The organism is Trichocoleus sp. DQ-A3, from assembly GCF_039961975.1.
Classification (GTDB): domain Bacteria; phylum Cyanobacteriota; class Cyanobacteriia; order Cyanobacteriales; family FACHB-T130; genus FACHB-T130.
Genome location: NZ_JAMPKC010000009.1, coordinates 132,883 through 149,483, shown reverse-complemented (window position 1 = coordinate 149,483; position 16,601 = coordinate 132,883). Strand labels below are relative to the sequence as shown.

At 47.7% G+C, this 16,601-nt stretch carries 20 protein-coding genes; 18 read left to right on the top strand and 2 right to left on the bottom strand.

Features of this window, described 5'->3' with window-relative positions:
• Positions 1–30 precede the first annotated feature (30 nt).
• The 13 genes from secY to prfA all read left to right on the top strand — a co-directional run bounded on the left by secY (position 31) and on the right by prfA (position 8,571).
• On the top strand, positions 31–1,371 hold the full coding sequence (secY, locus tag NDI44_RS15780; RefSeq protein WP_190411881.1) for a preprotein translocase subunit SecY: 1,341 nt from the start codon (positions 31–33) through the stop codon (positions 1,369–1,371).
• Positions 1,371–1,937 carry an adenylate kinase gene (locus NDI44_RS15775; RefSeq protein WP_190411880.1) on the top strand — a complete coding sequence of 189 codons (567 nt, stop codon included), beginning with the start codon at positions 1,371–1,373 and terminating at the stop codon, positions 1,935–1,937. The genes secY and NDI44_RS15775 overlap by 1 nt, the downstream gene beginning before the upstream one ends.
• Before the next feature lie 195 nt (positions 1,938–2,132).
• Positions 2,133–2,360, top strand: coding sequence for a translation initiation factor IF-1 (gene infA, locus NDI44_RS15770; RefSeq protein WP_015203280.1), 228 nt, complete (start codon positions 2,133–2,135; stop codon positions 2,358–2,360).
• A gap of 126 nt (positions 2,361–2,486) precedes the next feature.
• On the top strand, positions 2,487–2,600 hold the full coding sequence (gene rpmJ / locus NDI44_RS15765) for a 50S ribosomal protein L36 (protein WP_071782548.1): 114 nt from the start codon (positions 2,487–2,489) through the stop codon (positions 2,598–2,600).
• Positions 2,601–2,661: 61 nt separating this feature from the next.
• Complete coding sequence (gene rpsM / locus NDI44_RS15760; RefSeq protein ID WP_190411879.1) at positions 2,662–3,045, top strand: 30S ribosomal protein S13; 384 nt, start codon at positions 2,662–2,664, stop codon at positions 3,043–3,045.
• A gap of 117 nt (positions 3,046–3,162) precedes the next feature.
• On the top strand, positions 3,163–3,558 hold the full coding sequence (gene rpsK / locus NDI44_RS15755) for a 30S ribosomal protein S11 (protein WP_190411878.1): 396 nt from the start codon (positions 3,163–3,165) through the stop codon (positions 3,556–3,558).
• Positions 3,559–3,693: 135 nt separating this feature from the next.
• Positions 3,694–4,662, top strand: a complete 969-nt coding sequence (locus NDI44_RS15750) for a DNA-directed RNA polymerase subunit alpha (protein WP_190411877.1) — start codon at positions 3,694–3,696, stop codon at positions 4,660–4,662.
• A gap of 107 nt (positions 4,663–4,769) precedes the next feature.
• Positions 4,770–5,120 carry a 50S ribosomal protein L17 gene (gene rplQ, locus NDI44_RS15745; RefSeq protein ID WP_190411876.1) on the top strand — a complete coding sequence of 117 codons (351 nt, stop codon included), beginning with the start codon at positions 4,770–4,772 and terminating at the stop codon, positions 5,118–5,120.
• Between the two features lie 58 nt (positions 5,121–5,178).
• Entirely contained in the window at positions 5,179–6,027 is an 849-nt protein-coding gene (gene truA / locus NDI44_RS15740; protein WP_190411875.1) for a tRNA pseudouridine(38-40) synthase TruA, read from the top strand.
• Positions 6,028–6,128: 101 nt separating this feature from the next.
• Complete coding sequence (gene rplM, locus NDI44_RS15735) at positions 6,129–6,584, top strand: 50S ribosomal protein L13 (protein WP_190411874.1); 456 nt, start codon at positions 6,129–6,131, stop codon at positions 6,582–6,584.
• Positions 6,584–6,997, top strand: a complete 414-nt coding sequence (gene rpsI, locus NDI44_RS15730; protein WP_190411873.1) for a 30S ribosomal protein S9 — start codon at positions 6,584–6,586, stop codon at positions 6,995–6,997. The genes rplM and rpsI overlap by 1 nt, the downstream gene beginning before the upstream one ends.
• 113 nt (positions 6,998–7,110) lie before the next feature.
• On the top strand, positions 7,111–7,365 hold the full coding sequence (gene rpmE, locus NDI44_RS15725; RefSeq protein WP_190411872.1) for a 50S ribosomal protein L31: 255 nt from the start codon (positions 7,111–7,113) through the stop codon (positions 7,363–7,365).
• A gap of 93 nt (positions 7,366–7,458) precedes the next feature.
• Positions 7,459–8,571, top strand: a complete 1,113-nt coding sequence (prfA, locus tag NDI44_RS15720; RefSeq protein ID WP_190411871.1) for a peptide chain release factor 1 — start codon at positions 7,459–7,461, stop codon at positions 8,569–8,571.
• 30 nt (positions 8,572–8,601) lie between these two features.
• Here prfA and NDI44_RS15715 read toward each other — a convergent pair whose 3' ends face one another.
• Entirely contained in the window at positions 8,602–8,814 is a 213-nt protein-coding gene (locus NDI44_RS15715; protein WP_190411870.1) for a hypothetical protein, read from the bottom strand.
• Between the two features lie 329 nt (positions 8,815–9,143).
• Between NDI44_RS15715 and NDI44_RS15710 the strand changes: the two genes are divergently transcribed.
• From NDI44_RS15710 to NDI44_RS15690, 5 genes are all read left to right on the top strand, one after another.
• A complete protein-coding gene (locus tag NDI44_RS15710) occupies positions 9,144–9,641 on the top strand; it encodes a hypothetical protein (protein ID WP_190411869.1) in 498 nt (165 codons plus the stop codon).
• Positions 9,642–10,036: 395 nt separating this feature from the next.
• Positions 10,037–11,731 carry an ABC-F family ATP-binding cassette domain-containing protein gene (locus NDI44_RS15705; RefSeq protein ID WP_190411868.1) on the top strand — a complete coding sequence of 565 codons (1,695 nt, stop codon included), beginning with the start codon at positions 10,037–10,039 and terminating at the stop codon, positions 11,729–11,731.
• Between the two features lie 681 nt (positions 11,732–12,412).
• Positions 12,413–14,011, top strand: coding sequence for a 2,3-bisphosphoglycerate-independent phosphoglycerate mutase (gene gpmI, locus NDI44_RS15700; RefSeq protein ID WP_190411867.1), 1,599 nt, complete (start codon positions 12,413–12,415; stop codon positions 14,009–14,011).
• 111 nt (positions 14,012–14,122) lie between these two features.
• Positions 14,123–14,356: a preprotein translocase subunit SecG gene (secG, locus tag NDI44_RS15695; RefSeq protein WP_190411866.1), complete on the top strand. Its 234-nt coding sequence runs from the start codon at positions 14,123–14,125 to the stop codon at positions 14,354–14,356.
• 23 nt (positions 14,357–14,379) lie between these two features.
• Positions 14,380–15,345 carry a peptidase gene (locus NDI44_RS15690; protein WP_190411865.1) on the top strand — a complete coding sequence of 322 codons (966 nt, stop codon included), beginning with the start codon at positions 14,380–14,382 and terminating at the stop codon, positions 15,343–15,345.
• Here the strand turns inward: NDI44_RS15690 and NDI44_RS15685 are convergent.
• The gene (locus NDI44_RS15685) at positions 15,338–16,528 is read right to left on the bottom strand and encodes a glycosyltransferase family 4 protein (RefSeq protein WP_190411864.1); all 1,191 of its coding nucleotides are present in this window, start codon (positions 16,526–16,528) and stop codon (positions 15,338–15,340) included. The two genes, NDI44_RS15690 and NDI44_RS15685, sit on opposite strands and share 8 nt — an antisense overlap.
• Positions 16,529–16,601: the final 73 nt, after the last annotated feature.

The window sequence follows — 16,601 nt, the reverse complement described above, 5'->3', positions numbered from 1 at the left end:
TCTCTTGCTCATCGTTGAGGTATTCCTTACATGGTCGTTAGTCGAGACAAAAGCCCAACTGCTCAGGAAACCTTTGCTCAGATGGCTCAAGCAGCCGGTCTTAGAGGTCGGCTGCTTCTTACCATCGGCTTGCTGATTTTAGTTCGCATTGGCATCTTTTTGCCAGTACCGGGAATTGACCGGGCTAGGTTTGCTCAAGATATTCAAAATAACCAATTAATTGGATTTCTGGACATCTTCTCTGGGGGCGGAATTACGGCCTTGGGGATTTTTGCTCTAGGGATTTTGCCCTATATCAATGCCTCCATCATTATCCAATTGCTAACAGCTGCCATCCCTTCTTTGGAAAAACTGCAGAAGGATGAAGGAGAAGCTGGAAGGCGAAAAATCTCTCAGATTACTCGCTATGTAGCGCTGGGAGGGGCTTTGATTCAAACTAGCTTCATTGCGGTATGGCTTGAACGCTATGCAACAAACGTTCGGGGACCCCTGTTTATCGCGGAGACTGCACTCGCTCTAACCGCTGGTTCAATGTTTGTTATGTGGGTGTCAGAGCTGATTACCGAGCGGGGGGTTGGTAACGGCGCTTCTTTGTTGATTTTCATCAATATTGTTGCAGTTCTACCTAAATCCCTTGGGCAAACTATTAATTATGCCCAGGTTGACAATCGCAATGTAGGACCCGTGATCATTCTGCTGCTAGTTTTCCTAGTCATGATCTTGGGAATTGTGTTTGTGCAGGAGGGAACCAGGCGGATTCCAATTATTTCGGCACGCCGACAGGTAGGTAAACGACTCTACCGGGAAAGGACGAGCTACCTGCCTTTGCGGCTGAACCAGGGTGGAGTTATGCCGATCATTTTTGCCTCTTCCGTTCTAATTTTCCCAGGTTTCCTAGCTCAGATGACTCAAAATACGGGCAATAATCCGGTCTTGAGTCAAATACATCAAGTTCTCAATCAAGTTGCGAATGCTCTAAATCCCAATAGTCAGACGCCCGGAGTTTATGAGGTCGTGTATCTGATCTTGATTCTGTTTTTCAGCTACTTTTACGCATCTTTGATTGTAAATCCTGTGGATTTATCACAGAACTTGAAAAAGATGGGAGCCAGCATACCTGGCATCCGCCCAGGTCGCGCTACTAGCGATTACGTGGAAGGAGTTTTGAATCGGCTAACTTTCTTAGGCGCTATCTTTTTGGGATTAGTGGCAATTGTGCCCACAATTGTAGAAAGAGCCACCGGCATTACAACTTTTCAAGGGCTGGGAGCTACTTCTTTGCTGATTTTGGTGGGCGTGGCAATTGATACAGCAAAGCAAATCCAAACCTATGTCATTTCCCAGCGCTATGAAGGAATGGTGAAGCAGTAGTGACGCGATTGATTTTTTTGGGGCCGCCAGGAGCGGGGAAGGGAACTCAGGCACATATCCTCGCTCAAGAGCTGGAAATTCCTCATGTTTCCACGGGTGATATCTTGAGAAATGCCAAGGCTGCTGGAACTGAACTCGGTTTGAAGGCGAAGTCCTATATGGATCGAGGTGAGTTGGTTCCCGATGCTTTGATATTGGATTTGGTGCGCGATCGCTTGACCCAAACAGATGCCAAACCCGGTTGGATTTTAGATGGTTTCCCTCGTAACGTCTCTCAGGCGACTTTTTTGGATGAATTGTTGCAAAAATTAGACCAAGTCTCCGATTACGTTCTCAACCTGGAAGTTGCGGACGAAGTTTTGGTAGATCGGATGCTAGAACGAGGTCGCAAGCAGGGACGAACGGATGATACAGAAGAAGTCATTCGTCATCGTTTGGAAGTTTATCGCAACCAAACGGCTCCGCTAATTGATTTCTACCAGCAGCGCCAACAGTTGGTTTCAATTGATGGCGATCGCTCTCTAGAGGAAGTTACTTCCGCACTCAAACAAGTTGTTCATTCTTGACAGGAGCAGGTGCGATCGCTCGAGATCAGGGGTCAGTTCGTTGCCAATCTACTTTCCAGACTGGCGGCTGAAACTGACCTTTAACCTGATGAAGTAAATTTTTGATAAAATATGTTAATAAGACCTTGACTGTCAGTCAGGGGAATGAGCTGTGAATGACAGTAGGCAAGCTGAAGAATTGAGGAAAAGGATAACTTGGCTAAACAAGATTTAATTGAAATGGAAGGCACGGTAACAGAATCCCTGCCTAATGCGATGTTTCGCGTCGATTTAGACAATGGGTTTAATGTATTAGCCCATATTTCTGGGAAAATCCGCCGGAATTACATCAAAATTCTACCGGGCGATCGCGTCAAAGTGGAACTCACTCCATACGACCTAACCAAAGGCAGAATAACTTACCGACTACGCAACAAAAAGTAGTGCGAAAAAAAGCGATTCGCTTGTTTTTAAAAGCTTGTGTTATGAAAAAATTCATCACGCAGATGAACTTTAAAATACACTTAAATAGTGATATAATGTAGAGCTTGCAATGTAGCCAAAATAGGCATGAAAGTTCGAGCATCAGTCCGAAAAATTTGTGAAAAATGCCGCGTCATTCGGCGGCGCGGTCGAGTAATGGTGATTTGTTCTAACCCAAAACACAAGCAACGCCAAGGTTAACTCAACCCGATCCTCAGGACAAGTTTATAGCACTAAAAGCAAGACTAGGGAGACAACAAGCGTGGCACGGATTGCTGGGGTAGACCTTCCTCGCGATAAGCGCGTAGAAATTGGTCTGACTTACATTTATGGAATTGGACTCTCGCGCTCCAAAGAAATTTTGGCAGCATCCAAAGTTAATCCAGATACAAGAGTAAAAGACTTAAGTGATTCCGACGTTGCTGCTCTGCGCGAAGCAGTGGAAAGCAACTATCAAATTGAAGGGGATCTTAGACGCTGGGAGGCGATGAACATCAAGCGCCTGATTGACATTGGCACCTACCGGGGCCGGCGTCATCGAATGGGCTTGCCAGTTCGGGGTCAACGAACCCGTACAAATGCGCGAACCCGTCGCGGCAGACGTCTCACAGTTGCAGGTAAGAGAAAGGCACCAGGGCCGAAATAACCTTCTTCTGCTAGCTGAAAAGCTAAAAACAGAGGCTAGAATTTCGTTCGTTTGCTAAAAGCAAAATTGACCAACCAATTCAGCCAACCCATTATAACTACTGTCAACTAGATTCACATGGCGCGACAACCAACAAAAAAAACAGGCCCAAAAAAACAAAAACGCAACGTACCTAATGGCGTAGCCTTCATCCAGTCTACTTTTAACAACACGATTGTCACGATTTCTGACACGAATGGGGACGTCCTCTCCTGGGCTTCAGCTGGCTCAAGTGGCTTTAAAGGAGCGAAAAAAGGAACTCCTTTTGCAGCGCAAACGGCAGCTGAAAGCGCGGCTCGCCGAGCGACCGATCAGGGGATGCGTCAGATTGAAGTCATGGTTAGCGGTCCAGGAGCTGGTCGAGAGACCGCGATTCGAGCGCTGCAAGGGGCGGGGCTAGAAATTACCTTAATTCGAGATGTGACGCCAATCCCCCACAATGGCTGTCGTCCGCCCAAGCGACGTCGAGTCTAGAATTGCTTTGACAGCGATCGCTGTCAAAGCAATTCGTAATTAGCAGCAAGTGGCAAACAGCTAACTGCTAAATTGGCATTGAGACAGTAGGGGCAATGCTAGGGAAGAACTTTTAGCGTTCTTTCCAGGGGTTTTATGAAGAAGGGAGGTCACTCCGTGGCGCAGTTTCAAATTGAGTGTGTAGAGTCCAAAACTGAGAATAATCGGAGCCAATATAGCAAATTTGTCCTGGAGCCTCTAGAACGGGGTCAAGGTACCACCGTTGGCAATGCGCTGAGGCGGGTTCTACTGTCTAATTTAGAAGGGACAGCCGTGACAGCTGTTCGGATTGCTGGGGTTAATCATGAGTTTGCCACAGTTGAGGGAGTGCGGGAGGATGTCCTAGAAATTCTGTTGAACATGAAGGACATTGTACTCAAAAGTCACTCCTCCCATCCCCAAATTGCTCGATTAACTGTCACAGGCCCAGCAACAGTGACAGCCGGACGATTTGATTTACCCTCTGAAGTTGAGGTGGTCGATCCTAATCAATATGTGGCTACCCTAGCAGACGACGCTAGGTTAGAAATGGAATTTCGCATCGAAAGAGGAAAGGGATATCGCGCCGTAGACCGGGGACGAGATGACACTGCTGCTTTGGACTTCCTCCAGATTGACGCTGTGTTTATGCCCGTGCATAAAGTTAACTACAGCATTGAAGATGCCCGGATTGACGGTTCTCTGGAAAGAGACCGACTAATCCTTGAAATCTGGACGAATGGCAGCCTCAGTCCCCAAGAGGCACTTTCTCAAGCGGCAAGTATTCTGGTGGATTTGTTCAATCCCCTGAAAGATATCACCCTCGATCCGATGACGGTAGACTATGCCGATGATGAAGATCCTACTAGCCAGATCCCAATCGAAGAATTGCAGCTTTCGGTGAGGGCATACAACTGTCTCAAGCGAGCGCAAATTAACTCTGTAGCTGACTTGCTGGATTACAGCCAAGAGGATCTACTAGAGATTAAAAACTTTGGTCAAAAGTCGGCAGAAGAAGTCATCGAAGCCTTACAGCGGCGACTAGGAATTACCCTGCCTCACGAAAAGGCTGCGAAAACAACTTGAAGTAAAGAGTAATGGTAATAGGTAGAATTAATTACCGATTACCCATTACTTCTTCACCGAGTACCCATTAGCAGTTACCAATTCCCAATTAGCAATTCAAAATCGTTATGCGTCACTGTCGTCGTATTCCAAAACTAGGTAAGCCTGCCGACCAGCGTCGAGCGCTGTTAAGGGCGCTGACAACCGAATTAATCCGTCAGGGCCGAATCACAACCACAAAGACGCGTGCTAAGGCGCTGCGCCCGGAAGTGGAAAAAATGATTACTCTGGCAAAGGACGGCTCTCTGGCAGCCCGCAGGCAAGCCATGGGCTACATTTATGACAAACAGTTGGTTCATGCCCTGTTTGAGCAAGCCGCTAGCCGTTACGGCGAACGCAACGGGGGATACACCCGTATCCTGCGAACTGTGCCACGTCGGGGTGATAATGCTGAAATGGCAATTATCGAGCTGGTTTAACGTGAGGACTGAGGACTGAGAGAATTCAAAACTCACTACTCACTACTCAAAGCTCATCATGTTACAAGCCATGCCATTATCAACCCAGCGAGTTGCCCTGGTAATCCAATACCTGGGCACTCATTTTCATGGCTGGCAGCGACAACCTAATGGGCGCACCGTGCAGGAAGAGATTGAAACAGTTCTGTCTAAGGTGCAGGAACGACCTGTTACTCTACACGGTGCGGGGCGCACTGATAGCGGTGTGCATGCAGCAGCACAAGTGGCACACTTTGAGGCTACGGGTCCCATTCCGCCTGATAAATGGGCTGCGATTCTTAATTCTCATCTGCCCGATGATATTCTGATTCGAGCCTCAGCGGCTGTAGGTTCAAATTGGCACGCTCGGTTTTCTGCGAGCTGGCGTCGGTATCGATACACGCTCTATACAGATCCCAAGCCAAACTTGTTTGTGCAGCCCTTCAGTTGGCATTATTATTATGCACCGCTAGATGAATCTCTCATCCAGGCAGCTTTAACCCCTTTGATAGGTAGCCATCATTTGGCTGCTTTTCACAGGGCAAATTCGGCGCGATCGCATTCCTGGGTGGATGTGCAGGCGGCAGAGTGCTACCGAGACGGCTCATTTATTCATATTGAGATTCAAGCCAACGGATTTTTGTATGGCATGGTGCGGCTGCTGGTGGGATTACTGGTGCAGGTAGGAAAGGGAGAGCGATCGCCAGAAAGCTTCACCGAGTTGTGGGTAAACCAGCGTCGTCACGAAGTAAAGTACTCTGCGCCCGCTAAAGGCTTGTGCCTGTTGCGAGTTGGCTACCCAGAGTTTCCCTTTCCCCCGGAAGTCTGGTTTGACACCCAGCCTAAGTTGGTCTTGCCGACTGTCACCGCCGAATATTGCCTAAGTTGAAAGCTTGAAGATGAGAAGGTTGAAGGTTACAAGGTTCTTCAACATTCAAAGCTCCAACTTACCAACTTTTGACTCACCCCTTGAAGCGTATAAAAAGAACCATGAACAAAACCCCCATCCCATCTCAAGATTCCATCGAACGCAATTGGTACGTCGTTGATGCCGCAGAGCAGCGGCTGGGTCGTCTGGCGAGTGAAATTGCCATGATTCTCAGAGGCAAAAACAAGCCTACCTTTACTCCCCATCTGGATACCGGCGATTTCGTGATCGTCGTCAATGCCGAAAAAGTGGTAGTCACCGGAAAAAAACGCACTCAAAAGCTCTACCGGAAACATTCTGGACGTCCGGGCGGAATGAAGACGGAAACCTTTGCTAAGCTACAGGGCCGTATCCCAGAGCGGATTATCGAACACGCCGTACGCGGGATGTTGCCCAAGAGTTCTCTAGGGAAACAACTGTTCACCAAGCTGAAAGTTTATCCGGGTCCATCCCATCCCCATGAATCTCAACAGCCCCAGGAACTCAAAATTCAAACAATTCCAGGAGGAGAAAATTAATGCAAGCAGTAGAACAAAGTGGTCGAGTCGTTTATTGGGGAACAGGTCGCCGGAAGTCGTCCGTAGCAAGAGTTCGCCTGGTTCCCGGAAGCGGTCAAATGATTGTCAATGACCGACCGGGCGACAATTACTTCAATTACCAACCGGCTTATATGTCAGCGGCAAAAGCCCCCCTGGAAACTCTGGGTCTGGAAAATGAGTATGACATTCTGGTGAAAGCCCACGGTGGTGGATTAACAGGGCAAGCTGATTCGATTCGTTTGGGAGTAGCGAGAGCCTTGTGCCAACTCGACCCGGACAATCGCCAACCGCTGAAAAGCGAAGGCTACTTAACCCGCGATCCCAGAGCAAAAGAGCGGAAGAAATACGGCTTGCACAAAGCCCGGAAGGCTCCGCAGTACTCAAAGCGATAAAAAAGCGATCGCATTTGAGTTGGTTATCGATGGTAGGTGCGAGGTCTGCCTCGCACTCGCTGATGCTGGAAAGCTAGAATTATATAGGGACATTACCCAGTCGAGGAGTAATCATGGCAAGACAAGGAATTCATCCAGAGTGGTATCCAGAAGCAAAAGTTTACTGCAACGGAGAAGTGGTAATGACCGTTGGCTCAACACAGCCAGAACTTCACGTTGATGTTTGGTCGGGGAACCACCCCTTTTACACTGGAACCCAGAAAATTATTGACACCGAAGGTCGGGTAGAGCGCTTCATGCGGAAATATGGAATGTTGGAAACTACCCAAGCCCAAGGTGATGATTCGGGTTCCCAAGGCAAAAAGTAGCGGGCCGGCTTGCTCGTAGCGCGACCCGCCTGATGGGTCGAAGTTATTGATGATAAGCTTTCCTGCTGTTTTTGTGGAGCGATCGCATTTCCTATGGCTGAAACATACCTGCTGGAAAAATTAAATTCCGTTGAGCAGACCTTTAATGAGTTAACTCGCCGACTGGCAGATCCAGATACCGCCTCCAATCCAGATGAGTATCAACGGGTGGCAAAAGCTCGTTCCTCATTGGAGGAAGTTGTTAATACCTACGAAAGCTGGAAAACCACTCAGCAAAACTTGGTGGGAGCAAAACTGGTACAGAAGGAATCTGCCAGCGATCCTGAGTTGCAGGAAATGGCAGCCTTGGAAGTGGAAGAACTGGAAAGCAAGCTTGAGCATTTGGAAACACGCCTCAAGATTTTACTTTTGCCCCGCGATCCCAATGATGACAAAAACATCATGTTGGAAATTCGCGCGGGTACAGGTGGAGATGAGGCGAGTATCTGGGCTGGAGATTTGGTGCGGATGTACTCGTACTATGCCCAAACTCAAAACTGGAAGATTAAGTTACTCAGCGAGTCGCGGGCAGAGTCGGGTGGTTTTAAAGAAGCCATCTTGGAAATCCAAGGCGACAACGTTTACAGCCAACTGAAATTTGAAGCAGGCGTCCATCGGGTACAACGAGTGCCAGTGACGGAAGCTGGAGGGCGGGTTCACACCTCAACGGCAACAGTGGCGGTGATGCCAGAGGTGGATGATGTAGAGATACACATTGACCCGAAGGATATTGAAATGAGTACAGCTCGCTCTGGCGGTGCTGGCGGTCAAAATGTGAACAAGGTAGAAACTGCTGCCGACTTGTTCCACAAGCCGACGGGGATTCGGATTTTCTGTACGGAAGAGCGATCGCAGTTGCAAAACAAAGAACGCGCGATGCAAATCCTCCGTGCCAAGCTTTACGAAATAAAGCTGCGCGAACAACAGGAAGCTGTGACCTCCATGCGGCGTTCTCAGGTAGGTACTGGCTCCCGTTCGGAAAAAATTCGTACTTACAATTACAAAGATAACCGCGTCACCGACCATCGCCTGGGTCAGAATTACAGCCTTAACCCAGTTCTGCAAGGCGACCTAGAACATATTATTCAGGCTTGTATTTCTCAAGATCAGCAAGAACGCTTGGCAGAATTAGCCGCTTCCACTACCAACGCTGAGTCGCTTAATTAAGATGAGCGCTAAATGTATCGACAGACACGATTAATCGCGTTTTTGCCATCCTGAACCCAGCCGACGTATAAACGGCTGGGTTTTTATTTTTTCCAAATCATCTCTAGTAAATTGCCCATAATCAGGGAAACTCAGCCTGCCAGCGAATGCTGGAGAATTAACAAACCTGCTCTTAGACGCGATCGCTTCAACATTAGCGGTTTTGCCTCCTATATCACTATCCGCAGGCTGAAATTCTGGCAAAATTAGCTAAGGAACGGTTAGACCCTGCTGTGTTGCTCGAAAATTGGAATAGCGATCGCCCTTACCTAAAAAAGAGCTAACTTTTCCTCTATCTATGTGGATTGGAAGTGAGACTAGGATAAATCAAACTGTCCAAATGCCTTTTTTTCTTGTATTTTATTCTTATTAGAGAGATATCAATAATTCCTCATGTATTATTAATAACACTATTAAGTCAAGGTTCTCTAACTCTATGTTTAAGTAAATCAATGTAAAAATAGACTCTTGTAAATTCCTTAAAAAAACCGTTCTAAAGGCTTGTATAAATAGCGTTGACCAGAGGTGCCGAGATGCCAAACAATAATCAAGCTTCGGATTGGAATTACGATCCAAACGATCCCTATTCTCCAATTTACTATAAAGGAGCAGTCGTTGGATTTATAAAACCAGAATATGCACTCCGAATCGTTGACTTTCTCAATGAAGATGAAAGGCTACGCAAAGCTCTCAAAATGGCCTGTTTTGACTTGATAACTGAGGCAGGGGGCGATACGAGTAGAGTCGAGCTTCTAATGAAAAGATATATTGCAAGTACCGAGCGTCCTAAATATGGATCGGCGGCGGTCGCTTTGCTGTTAAGGGATAGGCAAGATGAACTTGATATTAGTGATAAAGAATTTGCCAGATTCTGCGATTCTTATCGATTGTCTTGGAAAGAGCTGAAAGAGATTTTTCTAGGAAAAGAAATTAACGATAATCAGCTAGGGCCAATTGCACGAATCGTAGGGAAATCTATTGAAGAGTTGATTGAAGTGCGGGATGGGCCACCTCCCAGAGGCGATCGCTAATGTGAGTAAGCGTGCGGGAAAAAATAAATACAACTGATTATTTGGGAAATTTGAGGCTGGAGAAGATTTACCAATTTTTGATCGCGTTCCTGAATCAAGGAATACCAGTAGTTGTTATTTGCCCTGAGCAGGTGATAACAAAAGCGCCTGAAGTCATAGACGAGAAGAAGGACATATGTAATCTAAAATCAGCTTTCCACTCAGTACACCTAGAGAAAGGCGATCGCGCTGTTGGATTTTCAACTTGCCTTCCAACAGTTGCCAATTCCGATTTTAGAATTAAATTTTGTTAAGATAAACTGGACTCTCGCGATCGCCTGACGGACTTACTGGCAATACCAACGGACATCCGTCAAATAATTCGCTCATTCCCCCAGCATCCTTGGAGACTCTTGATGTTACGACTTGAACATATCAGTAAAATTTATCCCACCGGCGAAGTTCTCAAGGATGTCAACTGGGAAGTCAAACCGGGCGATCGCATTGGCTTAGTCGGCGTTAACGGTGCCGGAAAATCGACTCAGCTCAAAATTATTGCGGGGGAAATGGAACCCACTGCTGGGGAAGTGATTCGTCCTGCAAATTTGCACATTGCCTATCTGACTCAAGAATTTGAGGTAGATCCGACGCGCACTGTGCGAGAAGAACTTTGGACGGTTTTCAAAGAAGCCAACGAAGTACAGCACGCTCTGGCGCAGGTGCCGAGAGAAATGGAAACTGCGAATCCAGAGGAATTAGACCGACTGATCCACAAATTGGATCGGCTACAGCGGCAATTTGAAGCGTTGGATGGCTATGGGTTAGATGCACGGATTGAGAAGATGTTGCCAGAAATGGGGTTTGCGCCAGAAGATGGCGATCGCCTCGTTAGCGCTTTCAGCGGTGGCTGGCAAATGCGGATGAGTTTGGGCAAAATCTTACTCCAAAAACCCGATTTATTACTACTGGATGAACCGACGAACCACCTGGATCTAGAAACCATTGAGTGGCTGGAAACCTACCTCAAAGGGCTGAAGACTCCAATCGTGATAGTATCGCACGACCGAGAATTTCTCGACCGTCTTTGCACCCAAATTGTAGAAACAGAACGCGGCGTTTCTACCACCTACTTAGGCAACTATTCTGCTTATTTACAACAAAAAGCGGAAAACCAAGAAGCCCAACTTAGCGCCTACGAACGCCAGCAAAAAGAACTAGAAAAGCAGCAAGTCTTTGTTGACCGTTTCCGTGCCAGTGCTACCCGCAGCACCCAAGCGAAAAGCCGTGAGAAACAACTAGAAAAAATCGAACGGATTGAAGCGCCGACTGGGGGATTAAGAACCCTGCGCTTCCGCTTTCCTGACGCTCCCCGCAGTGGTCGCGAGGTGGTAGAAATTCAGAATTTGGTACATACTTACGACGAAAAAATTCTATTTTTAGATGCGAATCTACTAATGGAACGAGGCGATCGCATTGCCTTTCTCGGTCCGAACGGGGCTGGAAAATCAACCTTGTTGCGTCTAATTATGGGCATGGAACAACCTACTGAAGGTTCAGTTCAATTAGGCGCTCACAACGTGATTCCTGGCTACTTTGAGCAAAATCAGGCGGAAGCATTGGATCTGTCTAGAACTGTCATGGAAACTATCCATGATGAAGTTCCTGAGTGGAAAAATGAGGAGGTTCGCACACTTCTAGGACGCTTCTTGTTCAGCGGTGACACCGTATTTAAAAAAGTTGAGGCTCTGAGCGGAGGTGAAAAAGCTCGTCTGGCGTTAGCAAAAATGCTTTTGCGCCCAGTTAATTTAATGATTTTGGACGAGCCTACTAACCACTTGGATATTCCGGCTAAAGAAATGTTGGAAGAGGCAATCCAAAACTACGAAGGTACGGTAATTTTAGTCTCCCACGACCGATATTTTATTTCCAAAGTTGCCAATAAAATTGTCGAGATCCGTGACGGCGAATTCCGCCTGTATCGAGGAGATTACCATTACTATCTAGACAAAATTGCTGAAGAAAAAGAGCAGGCAAGATTAGAGGCGATCGCTGCTGATAAAGCTGCTAAGAAAGCTGCAAAAGCTGCTAAGGAATCTAGCAAACGTAAATAAAGTCTAGAAGTCGTTTTTTAAATGCAGAGAACGTAAAGAATCGTCGCAAAGGAACGTCAGCAGTAGTTGTCATCTCAATTACGAACCGCCTGTGCATCTGCTGCTGGCTGTAACTATGGCGGCTCAAGGCACCGACGAGCTAGGCATCCAAGTTACCGCAGAACTGTATCGCTGGTTTCTCAATGCGATCGCTCTTGGCAGATCCCGCTGAGTTAGAAACCACTCTACGCTCTAGCAAGAATCGGGAATTGTTTCGTTTTCTTGACATATCACGGTCGATCTGTTCTTAAAGCCAAAAAGCCTGCTTGCAAAGCCTGTACCTTATTAGACTTGTTTGCTAGTGCGGGTTAGATGGTTTAACAGACACAACAACCGGGGAAGACCAACGCATCGTGGCAGACTAGGCGATGTGTAAGCTTGACGCCTACTGATCTTGCAGGTGCGTCAAGCGGTTGTCATCAAGGGAGTAGCGCTCCCTTACATACTTTTAGCGATCGCTTCCTACCAGGACTGTCTTCAGAACCCTGTAATAAAATAGTCATCCGATCTAGAGAGAATTGCTGTGCTGTCTCTGGCAAAAAAACTAAAAAAGCTAACAGAAGCTGCTAAAAATAACACTGCGAGTACAAAGGGCGATGATATCATGACGGAGAAATTACTGAAAACAAAGGGCAATTGAGTATGGCGCAAGCACCTGTCTCTCCCGTGGTGCTAGTCATTCTAGACGGCTGGGGCTACCGCGAAGAAACCGATGGAAACGCCATAGCCGCCGCTAACACACCTGTGATGGATAGCCTCTGGGCAGTCTATCCCCACACACTCATTTACACCTCCGGCAAGGCTGTAGGGTTGCCAGAAGGTCAGATGGGTAACTCAGAAGTAGGCCATCTCAACATTGGTGCTGGTCGGGTTGTACCGCAAGAATTAGTTCGTATCTCAGACGCCGTGGAAGACGGTAGTTTACTGAGCAATCCTGCACTGGTGCAAGTCTGTCAGGAAGTCAAGAGCCGGGGTGGTAAGCTTCACCTAGTTGGGCTTTGTTCCGAAGGTGGGGTGCATTCTCATCTGGCGCATCTTCTAGGATTACTGGATTTAGCGAAAGCGCAAGAGATTCCCTCAGTTTGTATCCACGCGATCGCAGATGGACGCGATACCTATCCCCACGAGGGGATAGAGGCAATTCAGAAGATTCAAGACCACATTGACCAGATTGGGGTCGGGCGCATTGTCACCCTCAGCGGTCGCTACTACGCAATGGATCGAGACCAGCGGTGGGATCGGGTGAAACGCGCCTACGATGTGATGACTCAGGATGGGTTAGGAGATGGTCGCTCGGCGCAAGAAGTTTTGCAGGCTTCCTATGCTGAAAATGTCACAGATGAATTTATCATCCCAACCCGAATTGCTCCTGGAGCTATAGAAGCGGGGGATGGTGTGATTTTCTTTAACTTCCGACCTGATAGATCCAGACAACTTACCCAAGCCTTCGTGTCTCCCGGCTTTAAGAGGTTTGAACGACAGCATATCGAGCCACTGAGCTTTGTTACTTTTACTCAGTACGAACCAAATTTACCAGTTTTGGTGGCTTTTGAACCCCAGAACTTGAGTAACATCCTGGGAGAAGTCATTGCCAATCGGGGACTGCGCCAGTTTCGGACTGCTGAAACCGAGAAATACGCCCACGTTACTTATTTCTTCAACGGCGGTCGGGAACAGCCTTTTGAAGGGGAGGATCGGGAACTGGTACCGAGTCCAATGGTTCCAACCTATGACCAAGCACCGGAGATGTCAGCAGCAGCGGCGACGGATGTAGCGATCGCTGCCGTTGAAAAACGCATTTACTCCTTCATGGTCATCAACTACGCCAACCCTGACATGGTGGGGCATACAGGTCAGATGGAACCAACAATTCAAGCCCTGGAAACGGTAGACCGATGTTTGGGACGCCTTCTAGAAAGCATCAATAAGGCGGGTGGCACGGCGATCATCATTGCCGACCACGGGAACGCTGAATATATGCAGGATAAGGAAGGGAACCCTTGGACGGCTCACACAACGAACCCTGTGCCCTTTATCCTGGTGGAAGGGGAAGGGTTAAAAATTCCCGGCTATGGGACTGAAGTGACTTTGCGAAGTGATGGACGTTTATCGGACATTGCACCGACGATTCTGGAAATCTTAAAGCTGCCACAGCCAGTAGAGATGACAGGTCGTTCGATGCTGGTTCCTCTGGAATTTGATGTCCGCGCCAATCGCACACCCGTGCGAGTTTCTCTGTAAAGTGCTAGGAGCTAATAGCTAATGACTCATTGCATCTTTCTGATGCTTAGCGGTTAGCTCTTAACGATCCGCAATTCACAATTCTTAAAAACTGACACCGAACAACCAACTATGAATTTATATAGCATCCTGCAAATTATATGGGCGGTTTCTTCCGCAATTCTGATTGTTTTAGTGCTGCTACATAGTCCTAAAGGAGACGGAATTGGGGGGATTGGCGGACAGGCTCAATTGTTTACCAGCACTAGAAGTGCAGAAACAGCCCTGAACCGAGTAACCTGGATATTCACTGTCATCTTTCTGGGTTTGTCGGTAATTTTGAGCATGGATCGGTTATGGCAATAGCATCAAATCGTGACGCATGATAAATGATGATTTTTGAGTGGAAAAAGGAGAAAAGTGGGAAAGTAAAAAAGGCGAAACCCTCAAACTTTCAAACTCTTAAACGAAGCCTACAGAACCGCCTGTGGTATCCAAACTCTTTTCAAAACTCAAAACGATTCATTCGGGTGGGGATCGCGATCGCTACTTGCTTATTGGCGGTTTTAGCCCATTTTCGGGTGGTGGATGCGGGTGATGTTTGGGCGTCTGAAGGGTCACGTCCGCTATCAGCAACCTCCCTGCCGACACTCCAAGCGCACGTCTTACCACCGACACTGTTGCAATGGCAAGATACCAGCAACAGTGGTGATTACTTCTCTCAGGTGAAGCCTACCCCCGTTGGCTATCTGGTTTGGTCGCAGTTTCCGGTTAAGGTGTTCGTAGAGATGCCAGAAACTTCCACCGCCAGCCAACAGTGGGCAAGTGCTGTGTTAAAAGCTGTGCAGGAATGGCGCGTTTATTTGCCCCTCCAAGTGGTCGAGCAGTCAGAGATAGCTGATATCAAGATCGTGCGATCGCTTCCTCCCCTCAAGCCATCCTTTAACCGCCGCACCGGGGAATTTCACCTGCCTCGCGCTCGTTCTGCTGAAACCCGCTATGAATTCTACCTCAACCCAGCGACGGGCACCCCATCTGTACTATCCCATCGATTTACGATCCAACTGAGTCCGACTCAAACCGGCGACTATATTCAATCCGCTGCCCGTCACGAACTAGGGCACGCACTAGGTATCTGGGGGCACAGTCCTTTAGAAACAGACGCCCTGTATTTTTCCCAGGTGCGTAATCCTCCCCAGATTTCTTCGAGAGATATTAACACCCTCAAGCGGATCTACCAGCAGCCAACGCGACTGGGATGGCCTTTGCCCAATGCCACCCAAAGCCAGCTTAAGCGTAGAGTATTGGCGAATAAAACAATACGCGATTACTCCTTGAGGAGGATGACTAGCTGATTTTCGTTCTCCCTGGATAACGCCAATCACTCAACTGGACTCGGCGTTCCTGTAGCAACTCAGTATAAAGTTTTACTAGTTGCTCGATGTTGCGGCTGAGGGTATATCGCTCTAAAACCCTTGCGATCGCTTTTTGTCCCAGTCGCTGCGTAAACTCCGGGTTGCCTCGTAAAACAGGCAGTAGAGTTCGCAACTGCCCCGCAACCCCTTGAGTTCTGAGAATTATCCCAGCGTCTCCCTCTAAGGGATTCCCCTCCAAAACTTCACCATCAGCACCAGCATCAGTTGCTACACAGGCGAGGCCACAAGCCATTGCTTCTAGTAGGGAAAGTGAAAGTCCTTCCACCAGAGAAGGCAGAATAAACACATCAGCTCCCCGCAAAATTTCGATTCGCCGTTGCTCATCCGGTTCGGTTCCCCACCAGATGATTCCGTATTCTGAGTCGTAAAAAGGCTCTAAAGAGGGCTTCATCGGCCCGTCGCCGACAATTAATAATTTACACTCTGGCCCCATTTCTGACTCTTTCCAGGCTCGGAGCATTGCTTCCACATTTTTTTCGGTAGCAATTCGACCCTGGTAGACAAAGAGGCGCTTAGCGTTTAATTCAGATTTGATGTTAGAAGGTCCTGGACAATACTTCTGGACATCAACGCCATTCGGAATCACGACTACCTTTGATGCTGCGACTCCCAATCGTGCGAGTAAATCCCGCTGAACTTGAGAAAAGATAACCGTTCGGTCGTAATACGCCAGGAAAGGTGCATACAGCTGATAAGTCAAAAGCTGAGTCCCTGATTTGAGATTTCGTCGCTTCCCGTCAAAAGGGGTATGGAAGGTGGAAACCAGGGGTAAATTCAGTTCTTCGCAGATTTCCGGCAGTAGGAAATCTAGGGGTGATAAAGTGAGCGAGGCATGCACCAGGTCTGGCTTTAGCTCTTCAAGCGATTGCGTCAAAACCTTTCTCGATCTCAGGGTGGGAATCGTATAAACCTGGGACTTGTACAGGAAAGGTAGAGACACTTCTTCACATCCAGGCCAAGCCTGGAGGTCAGATTCTTCGTCTTGGGCAAAGTGGAGAAAGCTAACTCGATGGCCCTGGTCTAACAACGCATTCGTAACTTCTCGACTGTAGGTGACATTGCCGCAAAAGGGTGATTTTTTTCCGAGCCAGGCTATGTGCATTTTCTAAGAGTTTTGAGTTTTTAGTTTTGAGTTTTGAGTTATGAGTTAATCATTCAAAACTCGTCATTCAAAA

Coding starts and splice junctions, on each gene's coding strand:
- secY (WP_190411881.1), top strand. CDS start 31: ATGGTCGTTAGTCGAGACAAAAGCCCAACTGCTCAGGAAACCTTTGCT.
- rpmJ (WP_071782548.1), top strand. CDS start 2,487: ATGAAAGTTCGAGCATCAGTCCGAAAAATTTGTGAAAAATGCCGCGTC.
- rpsK (WP_190411878.1), top strand. CDS start 3,163: ATGGCGCGACAACCAACAAAAAAAACAGGCCCAAAAAAACAAAAACGC.
- NDI44_RS15750 (WP_190411877.1), top strand. CDS start 3,694: ATGAAGAAGGGAGGTCACTCCGTGGCGCAGTTTCAAATTGAGTGTGTA.
- rplQ (WP_190411876.1), top strand. CDS start 4,770: ATGCGTCACTGTCGTCGTATTCCAAAACTAGGTAAGCCTGCCGACCAG.
- truA (WP_190411875.1), top strand. CDS start 5,179: ATGTTACAAGCCATGCCATTATCAACCCAGCGAGTTGCCCTGGTAATC.
- rplM (WP_190411874.1), top strand. CDS start 6,129: ATGAACAAAACCCCCATCCCATCTCAAGATTCCATCGAACGCAATTGG.
- rpsI (WP_190411873.1), top strand. CDS start 6,584: ATGCAAGCAGTAGAACAAAGTGGTCGAGTCGTTTATTGGGGAACAGGT.
- rpmE (WP_190411872.1), top strand. CDS start 7,111: ATGGCAAGACAAGGAATTCATCCAGAGTGGTATCCAGAAGCAAAAGTT.
- prfA (WP_190411871.1), top strand. CDS start 7,459: ATGGCTGAAACATACCTGCTGGAAAAATTAAATTCCGTTGAGCAGACC.
- NDI44_RS15710 (WP_190411869.1), top strand. CDS start 9,144: ATGCCAAACAATAATCAAGCTTCGGATTGGAATTACGATCCAAACGAT.
- NDI44_RS15705 (WP_190411868.1), top strand. CDS start 10,037: ATGTTACGACTTGAACATATCAGTAAAATTTATCCCACCGGCGAAGTT.
- gpmI (WP_190411867.1), top strand. CDS start 12,413: ATGGCGCAAGCACCTGTCTCTCCCGTGGTGCTAGTCATTCTAGACGGC.
- secG (WP_190411866.1), top strand. CDS start 14,123: ATGAATTTATATAGCATCCTGCAAATTATATGGGCGGTTTCTTCCGCA.
- NDI44_RS15690 (WP_190411865.1), top strand. CDS start 14,380: ATGATGATTTTTGAGTGGAAAAAGGAGAAAAGTGGGAAAGTAAAAAAG.
- NDI44_RS15685 (WP_190411864.1), bottom strand. CDS start 16,528: ATGCACATAGCCTGGCTCGGAAAAAAATCACCCTTTTGCGGCAATGTC.